The sequence below is a fragment of the Catellatospora coxensis genome, assembly GCF_016862635.1.
GTDB lineage: Bacteria > Actinomycetota > Actinomycetes > Mycobacteriales > Micromonosporaceae > Catellatospora > Catellatospora coxensis.
In genome coordinates this window covers 1-12,043 of the sequence record NZ_BONI01000013.1, presented here as the reverse complement: position 1 = coordinate 12,043, position 12,043 = coordinate 1, and the positions used below count along the sequence as shown (strand labels likewise).

The following is a 12,043-nucleotide window of genomic DNA, read 5'->3' as shown; positions in this document are numbered from 1 at the left end:
GGTATGCGGTTCGTTCGTGAGTCGGTGGCCGGGCTGCCGCGTACCTTCTGGATGCTCTTCTCGGCGATGCTCGTCAACCGGGTGGGCGCGTTCGGCATGCTGCTGCTCCCGATCTACCTGACCACCGCGCGCGGCGCGTCCGTCGCGGTCGCCGGCCTCGTGGTCGGCGCGTACGGGGCCGGTGGCGCGGGCGGCACCCTGCTCGGCGGGGTGCTGGCCGACCGGTGGGGCCGCAAGGCGACGTACCTCGCGGGCACCAGCACTGCCGCGGTGCTGATGGTCGGGCTCGGCCTGGCCCGGCCGATCTGGCTCATCGCGGTGCTGGCCGCCGCCGTCGGCCTGGCGCACTCGCTGCCCGGCCCGGCCACGGTCGCCGCCATCGTCGACGTGCTGCCCGAGGCCGACCGCTCCCGCGCGTTCAACCTGCAGTTCTGGGCGTTCAACATGGGCAGCGCGATCGCGGCGGCGCTGGCCGGGGTGATCGCCGAGTTCAGCTTCCTCGCCCTGTTCCTCATCGACGCGGGCATGACCGCGGTGACCGCGCTGCTGGTCTGGCGTCTGGTGCCGGAGACCCTGCGGCGCGAGCGTGTCGCGACCGGTCCGGCCGCCCGTCCTTCCATCGACGTTGGCCTATCACATGGAAAATCCGGCGGCCGGAGTCGACGTGATAGGCCAACGTCGATGGCGGGGTGGCTGCCGATCGGCCGGCCGAGGACCGTGGGCCGGTCCGGTGAGCGGGGTGGGCTGGGGGTCGTGCTGCGGGACCGGGTGTTCCTGACCTTCGTCGGGCTGACCTTCGTGCTGGCGCTGCTCACGGTGCAGGGGCAGTCGATCCTGCAGCTGGCGATGGAGGGCGACGGGCTGCGCCCGTCCGCGTACGGGCTGGTCGTCTCGCTGGGCGGGGCGATGATCGTGGTGGGGCAGCTGTTCGTGCCGCGGCTGATCGGGGCACGGCGGCACGCGGTCGTGCTGGCGGCGGCGTTCGCGCTGCTCGCGGTCGGCTACAGCACGGTCTTCCTGGCCGACCGGCTCTGGGTGTACGTGGCCGCGGCCGCGGTGTGGACGGTCGGCCAGATGCTGGCCGCGCCGCCGAACGCCTCGATCATCGCCGAGCTGGCCCCGACCGCGTTGCGCGGTCGCTACCAGGGCGTCTTCTTCCTGGTGTTCCCGGCTGCCGGGTTCGTCGCGCCGTCGGTGGGCGGCTGGAGCCTGCAGCACCTGGGTGCGTGGCACTGGCTCGCGTGCGGCGTGCTGGGTCTGCTGGGCGCGGCGGGTCACCTGTGGACGGCCCGCCGGCGCGAGGCGCGGGCCGCGTCGATCCGGGCGGCGGAGATCGCCCCACAAGAGACGGTCGAGCCCGCTTTCGCCTGATCGGCATGGGATCGCGACGCACCGTCGGCGTGAGCCGCAGTGCCGTGATAACCGGGTGACATCGACTCCACCGAATGGCCGATCGGGCGCTCATCCCATCGAAGGATGTCGCAAAGTAACGGTTTGAAAACGGCCAACGTGACTGTTGACACAGCGCCAAATTAAGTAAGAATTCTTTCCACATACAGTTAACACTCCTTCCTAAAAGAGGTTGACGAACGTGGAACGAGGCGCGTACCCGACGGCCGGCACGGACAGCGTGCTCGCCCGTTTGCGCGCCAAGCTTCCCGAGTTCACGGGCGCTCTGCGGCGGGTCGCCGAACAGGTGCTCACCGATCCCTCCGGTGCCTCCCGCGCCACCATCGTCGAACTCGCCGAGCGCTCGCGAACCTCGCCCGCCACCATCACCCGGTTCTGCCGGGCGGTCGGCTTCGAGGGATACGCCGATCTGCGCCTGGCCATCGCGGGGGAGACCGGCCGCGCCGCCCGCTCCGCGGGCTGGGTCGTCGACATCGGACGCGAGATCGAACCGGGCGACCCGCTGGAGCGCGTGCTCGGCCAGATCATGGCCGCCGACACCCGGGCCATGCAGGACACCGCCGCGATGACCGACCTGGTCGAGGTCGAGCGCGCCGCCGACGCCATCGCCGCCGCCGACCGCGTCGACATCTACGGGGCCTCCGGCTCCGCCCTGGTCGGCGCGGAGATGCAGTTCTCGTTGCACCGCATCGGCATCGCCGCCTGGTCCTGGCCCGACGTGCACAACGGTCTGGCCAGCGCCGCGCTGCTGAGCGCCGGTGACGTCGCGCTGGGCATCTCGCACTCCGGCCAGACCCGGGAGACCATCGAGATGGTCGCCGAGGCCGGCAGCCGCGGCGCGATCACAGTCGCGCTCACCAGCTTTCCCCGCTCACCGCTGGCCGACGTCGCCGATGTCGTGCTCACCACGGCGACGCAGGCCACCACGTTCCGGCCGGACTCGCTCTCGGCCCGGCACCCGCAGCTGGTCGTGCTCGACCTGCTGTACATCGCCGTCGCGCAGCGCACCCACGAGCGTGCGCACGCGGCGTTCCAGCGCACCGCCCAGGCGGTCGCCGGCCACCGCCTCCGGGAGGTGGTGTGAGCGATGTCCACCCTCACGGCGGTTCTCACCCGCACGGCTTCGGGCCGTGCCCTCAACTCCGGCGCATCTGTGCCGGTAGACGCGGCGACGTCGAACGACGCACCGCTGCGGTATCTGGTCACGCCCCCCGGCGTGACGTTTCCCGGTCTCCCCGGGGAAGCGCAACACCAGATCGAAGTGCAGCGACGCGCCGGATGGGCCCGACGCGCCGCGATATCTCGTACGAGGAGATTGTCATGACCGTAACCCCCGACAGCCCGTCGGAGCTGAACCGCCGCACCGTGCTGCGCCGGGCCGCTGCCGCCGGTCTGCTCGCCGCCCCCGCCATCAGCGCCCTGGCCGCGTGCGCCAGCGAGGACGGCGACGGTGGCACCACCGGCGAGAAGACCGAGGCCAACCCGTTCGGCGTCGGTGACAAGCAGCCGCTGGAGGTCGCGTTCTTCAACGGCGGCTTCGGCGAGGACTACGCCAAGTTCGACGTGGCCGCCTACGAGGCCAAGTGGCCGGGCAGCAAGGTCGACCTGAAGTTCTCCAAGCTGATCCTCACCGACTACCAGCCGCGCTTCTACGGCGGCAACCCGCCGGACCTGCTGAACAACTCGTCCCCCGAGACCATCCCGGTCGGCCCGGTCATCCAGGGCAACCAGCTGCGCGACCTCACCGAGCTGCTCGAGGCGGGCAGCTACGACGACCCGAAGGTCAAGGTCAAGGACACCCTGGTCGCCGGCACGATCGAGTCGGGCCTGTTCAACGGCAAGCCGTACACCCTGAACTACGCGTACTCGATCTACGGCATGTGGTACGACGAGACCCTGTTCGCCACCAAGGGCTACACCGTGCCGAAGAACTGGGACGAGTTCGCGGCGCTGGCGGAGAAGGCGAAGGCCGACAAGATCGCGGCCTTCACGTTCCAGGGCATCCACCCCTGGTACATCTTCAACGTGGTGAACGAGTTCATCTGGATGGCCGGTGGCCTCGACGCCTTCATGAAGATCGACAACCTTGAGCCGAACGCGTGGAAGCAGGACGCGGTCAAGCTGACCGCCGAGCGCCTCGCCGAGATGGCCGCCAAGGGCTGGGTGCAGGCCGGCGCGTCCGGTCTCGACCACACCACCACGCAGCAGGCCGTGCTCGACGGCAAGGCCCTGTTCATCTGGTGCGGCTCGTGGCTCGAGGGCGAGATGGCCAAGACCATCCCGGCCGGGGTCAAGCTGGCCGTGGCTCCGCCGTGGAACATCTCCGCTTCGGACAAGAGCAAGTACGGCACCGTGCACGCGGCGCCGGGCGAGGGCTTCATCGTCCCGAGCCGGAGCAAGAACCCGGCCGGCGGCCTCGAGTTCCTGCGCATGATGCTGGGCAAGGAGCAGGCGCGCAAGTTCGCCGAGCTCACCAAGTCCCTGCCGGTCGTCAAGGGCGCCGCCGACGGCCTGACCATCTCCAACGCCCTGACCTCCGCCTCGAAGGTGGCCGCGGCCGCCCCCGAGGTCATCAGCTGGCGCTACGAGGGCTGGTACGCCCCGCTGGTGACGGCCGTGGGCAACGCCGCCACCGACCTGCTGGCGGGCAAGTCCACGCCGGACGCCTTCATGGCCGCCGTGCAGAAGGTCGCCGACGAGGTGGCCAAGGACGAGAAGATCGTCAAGCAGAAGCGCACCGCCTGATCGTCGCGTGATCGGGTCTCCCGATCACGGGTGGGGCCGGCCCGGCCGGCCCCACCCCCCGCGGAACGCGGCTCACCTGGTCTGTGGCTGCCCCGGCAACCCGCCCGTTCCCCTCGCAGCTGTCAGCAAAGGAACTAGATCATGCGGAACGGCAGAGCGCCCTTCATTGCAGGATTCCTCTTCGCCCCGGTCCTGCTCTACGTGGTGTACGTCCTCATCCCCTACGTGCGTACGGCGTACTTCTCGCTGACCGACTTCAACGGGTTCAGCCCCGAGTACGGCTTCGTAGGCCTCGGCAACTACCTGGAACTCCTCAAGGACGAGGTCTACCTGCGGGCCATCGGCCACAACGCGGTCGTGCTCACGGTGTTCCCCATCGTCACGATCCTGCTGGCGCTGTTCTTCGCGTTCATGCTCAACGTCGGCGGCCGGGGCGACAAGGCCGGCATCCGCGGCGTGCGCGGCTCGTCGCTGTACAAGTTCATCTTCTTCTTCCCGCAGGTGCTGTCGATCGCCATCGTCGCGGTGATCTGGCGCCGCGTGTTCCAGAGCAACGACGGCGGCATGATCAACGCGGTCCTGATGTCGCTCGGGCTGGTCGACGAGGAGAAGCCGCTGCTGTTCCTCGCCGAGTCCGACTCGGTGATCCCGCCCATCCACCTCGGCGCGTTCACGCTCGACGCACCCGTGGTGCTGATCTGCCTCATCGCCGTCGCGATCTGGGGCGGCGTCGGCTTCTACCTGGTGCTCTTCTCGGCGGCCATGCAGTCGATCCCGAAGGACATCTACGAGGCCGCCACCCTCGACGGCGCGACCCGCGTGCAGACCTTCTTCCGCGTGACGCTGCCGCTGCTGCGCGAGCACGTCTCGGTCGCCTGGATCTACCTCGGCATCGCCGCACTCGACTTCTACGCGCTGGTCATCGGCCTCACCCCGGGAGCCGGTGGCGGCGGCCCGAACAACGCCAGCGAGGTCATGAGCTCGTGGATGCTCACCAGCGCCTTCCGCAGCAGCCGCTACGACGGCTTCGCGTTCGCCTGCGCGATGGGCATGTCCATCGCCCTGCTGACGATGCTGCTGGCCGGTGTGCAGTTCCGGCTCACCCGCAGCCGCGACAAGCTCGAGTTCTGAGAGGTATACGAGATGGCCACCACCGTTACCGCAGACGCCCCCGCCGCGGCCGCGCCGCCCGCGCCGGCCGCCGCGCCGGTCAAGCAGCGTGAGGGATACGCCGCCAACGCCTTCGCCCACATCTTCCTCGCGGTCTGGGGCCTGCTGGTCACCATCCCGCTGATCTGGGCCGTGATCCAGTCGTTCAAGACCGACGACGAGATCATCCACGACCCGCTCGGCCTGCCCGAGCAGTGGCTCTTCGGCGCCTTCGGCCGCGCCTGGACCAAGGGCAACATCGGCGAATTCTTCCTGAACACGGTCATCGTGCTGCTCGGCAGCGTGACGCTGACCATGCTGTTCGGCGCGATGGCGGCGTACGTGCTCGCACGGTATCCGTTCCGGGGCAACCGGGCCGTGTACTGGATGTTCGTCGCCGGTCTGACGCTGCCGATCTACCTCGGCATCCTGCCGCTGTTCCTGCTGGTGCAGGACATGTCGACGGCGCTGGGCCTGGAAGAGGTCATCGGGCTGAACACGCACCTGGGCCTGATCCTGGTGTACGTGGCGTACTCGATGCCCTTCACGGTGTTCTTCCTGCACGCCTTCTTCCGGACGCTGCCGACCACCATCGCGGAGGCCGCGTCGGTGGACGGGGCCGGGCATGTGCGACTGTTCTTCCAGGTCATGATGCCGATGGCGAAGCCCGGTCTGATCAGCATCGGGATCTTCAACGTGATCGGGCAGTGGAACCAGTTCCTGCTGCCGACCGTGCTGATGAAGGACTCCGACAAGAAGATGCTCACCCAGGGCCTGCTGGAACTGGCGACGAACGCCCGGTACGAGACGGACTTCGCACGGCTGTTCGCGGGCATGACCATCGCGATGCTCCCGATCCTCGCCGTGTACCTGGGCTTCCACCGCCAGGTCCAGTCCGGCCTGACCGGCGCGACACTCAAGTAACCCACCCCCGCCCGCCCGCCCCGGCTCCGCGCCCCGGCTCCGCTTTACATACACGTTGGCCTATCTCATCGAATCCCAGTGCCGGATTTTCGATGAGATAGGCCAACGTGTATGGCGGGACGGGTGGGGTCCTGTGGATGACGCGCGTGTCGTCCACAGGTGGCAGATTGCCGGTGGTTTCGGGGTCGGCGATCGTCGACGCTGCCGGGATGCGACCGGCTCTGCGTGAGGTGATGTCGGCTCGGGACGGGCTGGCCGACCGGGCGGCCCTGACGAGCGCCGTGCCCGAGTACGTGCTCGCGTACGCGGTCCGGGCCGGGCACTTGGCGCGGACGTTGCCGCGGACGTTCCTCCTGCCGGACGCGTTGAACGACTGGGACACAGTGCTTCGGGCCGCGCTGTCGTACGCGGGCCCGCCGGTGGCCGTGAGCCACCTCTCCGCGTTACGGGTCTGGGGACTGCCGGTGCCGGACGACTCGTGGATTCACCTGCTCACCGGGCAGTCCCGCCATCTGCGCGGCGCGCCTGGGGTCAGGGTTCACCGGCGGGAGGACTTCAATCCTGAGCCGTCACACGTCGTCACCCGGGTCGGGATCCCGGTCACCCGGTTGGAAACGGCGATCGTGGACAGCCGGCCGCTGCTGGACGGTGACGCCAGGCGAGCCCCGGCGATCACGGCCGTCGCAGATCGGATGACGACGCCGGGCCGGCTTCGTGAGGAGCTGGAACGTACTCCGCGACTGGCCGGCCGCCGCTATCTGGTGCAGCTGCTGGACCGGCTGGCGGCGGGCTGCCACAGCCCGCTCGAGTTGTGGGGACACGACCGGGTGTTCCGTGGACGGGCGTTCGCCCGGCTACGCCGTCAAGTGAAGGTCATGGTGGGTGAACACGCCGTCTACCTGGACATCCTCGACGAGCAGACGGGGCTCGACATAGAGCTGGACGGCGCGGCGTACCACTCCTCACCCCGTGATCGGGAGCGTGATCTTCGGCGGGACGCGGCGCTCACCGCGCTGGGCTTCACGGTCGTACGGTTCACCGGGACGCGCCTGCGGCGCGAGCCTGATGCCGTACGGGCGGAGGTGGCCCAGATGATGTCCCACCGCTCGCGACGTGCCTGAGCATCCCTTGCAGGCCAACTCCTGTTCGCCGGACCGCCCGGTGATCTGCGAACGGCGCCGGTTCGCCGTGAACCCCATAAACGTTGGCCTATCTCATCGAAAATCCGGCGCTCGGAGTCGATGAGATAGGCCAACGTCTACGTAAGGCGGGGTCTGGCGATGGTGCGGGGAGGGTGGGGGTCAGGATTCGCCGGTTACCAGGTAGATGACGTGGCGGCCGGCGTTGACGGCGTGGTCGGCGTAGCGCTCGTAGAAGCGGGCCAGCAGGGCGGCGTCCACGGCGGCTTCGACGCCGTGCGTCCACTCGGCGTTGAGCAGCTTCTGGAACAGCGCCTTCTCCAGCTCGTCCATGGCGTCGTCGTCGCGCTCCAGCTCGGCGGCGCGCTCGATGTCGCGGGAGGCGAGCACCAGCGTGATCTTGCCGGCGATGCGGTCGGCGATGTTGGCCATCTGGCCGAAGACGCCGGTGAGCTCGGCGGGCACGCAGACCGCGGGGTGCCGGCGCAGCGCCGACTTGGCCACGTGCTCGGCCAGGTCGCCCATACGCTCCAGGTCGGTGCCGATGTGCAGCGACGTGATCACCATGCGCAGGTCGGAGGCGACGGGGGCCTGCTGCGCGAGCAGCCGGAGCACCTTCTCCTCGACGGCGCGGAACAGGGCGTTGATCTCCTCGTCGCGGGCGATGACGCGCTCGGCGCCCTCCTTGTCGGCGCTGAGCAGGGCGGTGGTTGCCGCGCTCATCGCGGTGCGGACCGCCTCGGCCATGGAGACCAGCAGGCGGCCGACCTCGAGCAGGTCGGCACGGAACTCCTCGCGCATTGATCACTTCCAGTAACGGTGGGGGGCTCTGGTCCGCCCCACGGTAGGCGGCGTGCACGGCCGGAAGGTGAACGCCGGTGAACGGGAGCAGGCGCGACGGTGAACACTGTGCAACCAATGCCCTATATGAGCAGGTTACAGATGATTTGTACAAGAACGTTGGCTGAATGATCTGACCTACGATCGCAACGTGACGATACTGGCAGCGCCCCCGGACGGCGGCACGCTCATGCTGGCGATCGCCGTCGGCATCGTGCTCGGCCTCGCCGCGGGCCTGCTGCTGGCCCGTTACCAGGCACACCGGCGAGCGGCGCGCGCGGTGAACGCGCTGGGGCCGTCGGGGCTGGGCGCGCCGCCCGTGGGCGACCCGCTGGCCGGGCTGGGCCGCAAGAGCCTGGACGCGCTGCGGGTGGGCGTGGTGCTGCTCGACGGCACCGACCAGGTCGTGCTGGCCAACCGGTCGGCGCGGGCCATGGGCATGCTGCGGGCCAGCGCCGTGCCGGGCACGATCGCCGCTCACCCGATCCTGCGTACGCTCGCCGGGCAGGTGCGCCACACGGGCGTGCCGCGCGAGGTGGAGCTGGACCTGCCGCGCGGCCGCGAGCTGGCCGAGTCGCAGCCGCTGGGCGTGCACCTGCGCGCGGTGGCGGTCGGCGGCGGGCTGGTCTGCGTGGAGGCGGCCGACGTCACCGACGCGCACCGGGTCGAGCGGGTGCGCCGCGACTTCGTGGCGAACGTGAGCCACGAGCTGAAGACCCCGATCGGCGCGCTGCAACTGCTCGCCGAGGCGCTGCTGGACGCCACCGAGCCGCCCGACGAGCAGCCGGCCGACCCGGAGGCGGCGGCGGCCCAGGCGGCCGAGGACGTGGTGGCGAGCCGGCGGTTCGCCGAGCGCATACAGCGGGAGAGCACGCGGCTCGGCCGGCTGGTGTCGGAGCTGCTGGAGCTGTCCCGCCTGCAGGGCGCCGAGCGGCTGCCGGACCCGGAGCCGGTCGCGGTGGACGCGGTGGTGGCCGAGGCGCTGGACCGGGCCCGCACCAACGCCGCCGCCAAGCACATCGAGCTGGTCGTCGTCGGCACCCGCGGGCTGACCGTGTACGGCAACGACAACCAGTTCGCCACGGCGCTGGGCAACCTGGTCGAGAACGCGGTGGCGTACTCGCACGAGCACTCCGCGGTCGTGGTCAGCGCGCTGGCCGAGGGCGACCGGGTCGACATCAGCGTGTCGGACCAGGGCATCGGCATCGGGCCGGGGGACCTGGACCGGGTGTTCGAGCGCTTCTACCGGGCCGACCAGGCCCGCTCGCGGGCGACCGGCGGCACGGGCCTCGGCCTGGCCATCGTCAAGCACATCGCCACCAACCACGGGGGGCGCGTGGACGTGCGCAGCCGTCTGGGTGGAGGCTCGACGTTCACCCTCCGGTTACCTGCCCGACCACCGGAGGCGATGCTTCCGCTACCCGCCTCCTTTGAGATCGATGCGGCGCCGGTGCCCGACGCCCCTGCGCCCCCGACCCTCTCCGACGGCCCCGCCGTCGCGGACCTGAACCACGCGGCCGACGCCGTGAACCTCGCAGCCGAGGACGCCAACCCCGCAACGGCGGCTGCGAACCCCGCACGACCGGCACAGACCGGCTGACTGGCAACTGCGAAAGGTGGGCGTGATGTCCCGCGTACTGGTCGTCGAGGACGAGGAGTCGTTCTCGGACGCGCTGTCGTACATGCTGCGCAAGGAAGGCTTCGAGGTGTCCGTCGCGGCCACCGGCACCGCCGCGCTCACCGAGTTCGACCGCACCGGCGCGGACATCGTGCTGCTCGACCTGATGCTGCCGGAGATGTCCGGCACCGAGGTCTGCCGCCAGCTGCGCCAGCGCTCGCACGTGCCGATCATCATGGTCACCGCGCGGGACAGCGAGATCGACAAGGTGGTCGGCCTGGAGATCGGGGCCGACGACTACGTGACCAAGCCGTACTCCCCGCGCGAGCTGGTCGCCCGCATCCGGGCGGTGCTGCGCCGGCAGACCACCGACGTGGTCGAGGTGGCGGGCGGCACGCTGGCGGCCGGCCCGGTGCGGATGGACGTCGAGCGGCACGTGGTCACCGTCGACGGCGCGCCGGTGCAGCTGCCGCTGAAGGAGTTCGAGCTGCTGGAGCTGCTGCTGCGCAACGCCGGCCGGGTGCTGACCCGCGGCCAGCTCATCGACCGGGTATGGGGCGCCGACTACGTCGGCGACACCAAGACCCTGGACGTACACGTGAAGCGGCTGCGCTCGAAGATCGAGCCGGAGCCGTCGACGCCCCGCTACCTCGTCACCGTCCGCGGCCTGGGCTACAAGTTCGAGCCGTAGGCCGTCACCGCGACTTTCTCCACGCTCCGTCCCTGCCGGGTCCCGCGGCACGGGCGGAGCTTCTTATTACCCCCAGGCTGTCAACCTTCGGGTTAAGGGCGTCGTCCTTGGTGGGCGACGAAAGGAGAGCCTGTGCGGTCACGAGACGCGTACGCCGGGCTGGCGGACCTGGTCGCCGCGCGCGGCCCGGCCCTGCTGGCCACGGCGACCCTGCTCAGCGGCGGGCGCACCGCCGGAGAGGACCTGCTCCAGGCGGCCCTGGAACGGATGATGCGGGCCTGGCGCCGCATCGACGGCGACACCGAGGGCTACCTGCGCCGGACCATGTACCACCTGGCCGTGGACAGCTGGCGGCTGCGGCTGCGGCGGCGCGAGGTCGTCGCCACGGTCGAGCCGCCCGCCCACTCCGACGGCACGGACCGGCTCGCGCTGCGCCACGCCCTGGTGCAGGCGCTGGCCCAGCTGCCGCCCCGGCAGCGGGCCGTGCTGGTGCTGCGTTACTGGGAGCAGCTCAGCGAGGCCGAGGCCGCGGCGGCGCTCGGCTGCTCGGTCGGCACGGTCAAATCCAGCGCCTCGCGCGGCCTGGCCCGGCTGCGCGAGATCACGGCGGCCTGGGCTCTCGACGAATCCCCACTGCGGATCGGAGCACCTTCATGAACAGCGCACTGGAAGAGGAACTGGCCGCCGGGATGCGGGAGCACACCGCCGACCTGCGGCCGAGCGCGGACCTGCTGGACCGGGCGGTACGCCGTAACCGCCGCCGTACCGCCGGCCGGGCGGTCGGCACCGGCGTGTTCGGCCTGGCGGCCGTGGTGGCGGTCGCGATGACGGCGCTGGGCGGCACACCCGCCGCCCCGACCGCGGACCCGGGCCTGCGGCCCGCGCCCGAGCTGCTGACCGTGGGCATGGTGTCGGAGCGGGCCGTGGCGGCGCTGGCCGGGGACGACGTGCAGCACGTCGTCTCGACCACCACCCACCAGGGCACCACCGAGCACGGCGAGTGGTGGTTCGACCAGACGACCGGCGACTCGCGCATCACCCACCTGCCGGCCCCCGGCGGCGCGTCGACCATGGACCTCTGGCAGGTGGTACGCGACGACACGCTCACCATGACGCAGGTCTTCCACGACGACCGGAGCTTCGTGCGCGACGAGCGGCGACTGAACGGGTTGCGGCCGTCGGGTCCGGCCGGAGGCACCCCCGAGGAGCTCCGGGCGGCGCTGCAGCGCGGCGACGGCTACACCCTGGTCGGCCCCGTCGACCTGGACGGCCGGGCGGTCCTGCACCTGCGCCTGGAGTTCGAGGACGGCTCGGACGAGCTGTGGGTGGACGCCGAGACCTACCGGGCGGTCCGCCGCGAGACGGTCAAGCACACCCCCGACGGCGACGCCCGCAACCGCCTCGACTTCGAGTGGCTCTCCCGCACCCCGGACTCCCTCGCACCCCTGACAGTGACCATCCCGACCGGCTACACCCAGCGGTCCCTGCCCCCCGTCGACGGCCCCATGTAGGCAGCTGCTGTTTCGG

At 70.5% G+C, this 12,043-nt stretch carries 10 protein-coding genes and 1 pseudogene; 10 read left to right on the top strand and 1 reads right to left on the bottom strand.

The window, feature by feature from the left end:
• Positions 1-3 precede the first annotated feature (3 nt).
• The 6 genes from Cco03nite_RS09790 to Cco03nite_RS09765 all read left to right on the top strand — a co-directional run bounded on the left by Cco03nite_RS09790 (position 4) and on the right by Cco03nite_RS09765 (position 7,349).
• Positions 4-1,371, top strand: coding sequence for an MFS transporter (locus Cco03nite_RS09790; RefSeq protein WP_239167257.1), 1,368 nt, complete (start codon positions 4-6; stop codon positions 1,369-1,371).
• 220 nt (positions 1,372-1,591) lie between these two features.
• Positions 1,592-2,494, top strand: a complete 903-nt coding sequence (locus Cco03nite_RS09785) for a MurR/RpiR family transcriptional regulator (RefSeq protein ID WP_203691363.1) — start codon at positions 1,592-1,594, stop codon at positions 2,492-2,494.
• Positions 2,495-2,730: 236 nt separating this feature from the next.
• Positions 2,731-4,155, top strand: coding sequence for an N-acetylglucosamine/diacetylchitobiose ABC transporter substrate-binding protein (ngcE, locus tag Cco03nite_RS09780; protein WP_203691361.1), 1,425 nt, complete (start codon positions 2,731-2,733; stop codon positions 4,153-4,155).
• A gap of 141 nt (positions 4,156-4,296) precedes the next feature.
• Positions 4,297-5,286: a carbohydrate ABC transporter permease gene (locus Cco03nite_RS09775; protein ID WP_203691353.1), complete on the top strand. Its 990-nt coding sequence runs from the start codon at positions 4,297-4,299 to the stop codon at positions 5,284-5,286.
• Between the two features lie 12 nt (positions 5,287-5,298).
• A complete protein-coding gene (locus Cco03nite_RS09770; protein WP_203691351.1) occupies positions 5,299-6,228 on the top strand; it encodes a carbohydrate ABC transporter permease in 930 nt (309 codons plus the stop codon).
• 209 nt (positions 6,229-6,437) lie between these two features.
• Positions 6,438-7,349 carry a PDDEXK-like endonuclease domain-containing protein gene (locus Cco03nite_RS09765; protein WP_203691349.1) on the top strand — a complete coding sequence of 304 codons (912 nt, stop codon included), beginning with the start codon at positions 6,438-6,440 and terminating at the stop codon, positions 7,347-7,349.
• Positions 7,350-7,529: 180 nt separating this feature from the next.
• On the opposite strand, the gene phoU is transcribed toward Cco03nite_RS09765, so the two are convergent.
• Positions 7,530-8,168, bottom strand: coding sequence for a phosphate signaling complex protein PhoU (gene phoU, locus Cco03nite_RS09760; protein WP_203691347.1), 639 nt, complete (start codon positions 8,166-8,168; stop codon positions 7,530-7,532).
• A 229-nt stretch (positions 8,169-8,397) separates the two neighbouring features.
• Here phoU and Cco03nite_RS09755 point away from each other — a divergent pair.
• The 4 genes and pseudogenes from Cco03nite_RS09755 to Cco03nite_RS09740 all read left to right on the top strand — a co-directional run.
• A pseudogene (locus Cco03nite_RS09755) lies at positions 8,398-9,657 on the top strand (sensor histidine kinase); the annotation flags it as partial.
• A gap of 175 nt (positions 9,658-9,832) precedes the next feature.
• Positions 9,833-10,516, top strand: coding sequence for a response regulator transcription factor (locus tag Cco03nite_RS09750; protein ID WP_120317276.1), 684 nt, complete (start codon positions 9,833-9,835; stop codon positions 10,514-10,516).
• 132 nt (positions 10,517-10,648) lie between these two features.
• On the top strand, positions 10,649-11,173 hold the full coding sequence (locus Cco03nite_RS09745; protein ID WP_239167256.1) for a SigE family RNA polymerase sigma factor: 525 nt from the start codon (positions 10,649-10,651) through the stop codon (positions 11,171-11,173).
• Positions 11,170-12,027: a hypothetical protein gene (locus tag Cco03nite_RS09740; RefSeq protein ID WP_203691345.1), complete on the top strand. Its 858-nt coding sequence runs from the start codon at positions 11,170-11,172 to the stop codon at positions 12,025-12,027. The genes Cco03nite_RS09745 and Cco03nite_RS09740 overlap by 4 nt, the downstream gene beginning before the upstream one ends.
• Positions 12,028-12,043: the final 16 nt, after the last annotated feature.

Bases quoted from the DNA above. Each gene is read 5' to 3' on its own strand.
- ngcE (WP_203691361.1), top strand. From the start codon at position 2,731: ATGACCGTAACCCCCGACAGCCCGTCGGAGCTGAACCGCCGCACCGTG.
- Cco03nite_RS09770 (WP_203691351.1), top strand. From the start codon at position 5,299: ATGGCCACCACCGTTACCGCAGACGCCCCCGCCGCGGCCGCGCCGCCC.
- Cco03nite_RS09750 (WP_120317276.1), top strand. From the start codon at position 9,833: ATGTCCCGCGTACTGGTCGTCGAGGACGAGGAGTCGTTCTCGGACGCG.
- Cco03nite_RS09765 (WP_203691349.1), top strand. From the start codon at position 6,438: ATGCGACCGGCTCTGCGTGAGGTGATGTCGGCTCGGGACGGGCTGGCC.
- Cco03nite_RS09775 (WP_203691353.1), top strand. From the start codon at position 4,297: ATGCGGAACGGCAGAGCGCCCTTCATTGCAGGATTCCTCTTCGCCCCG.
- Cco03nite_RS09740 (WP_203691345.1), top strand. From the start codon at position 11,170: ATGAACAGCGCACTGGAAGAGGAACTGGCCGCCGGGATGCGGGAGCAC.
- Cco03nite_RS09790 (WP_239167257.1), top strand. From the start codon at position 4: ATGCGGTTCGTTCGTGAGTCGGTGGCCGGGCTGCCGCGTACCTTCTGG.
- phoU (WP_203691347.1), bottom strand. From the start codon at position 8,168: ATGCGCGAGGAGTTCCGTGCCGACCTGCTCGAGGTCGGCCGCCTGCTG.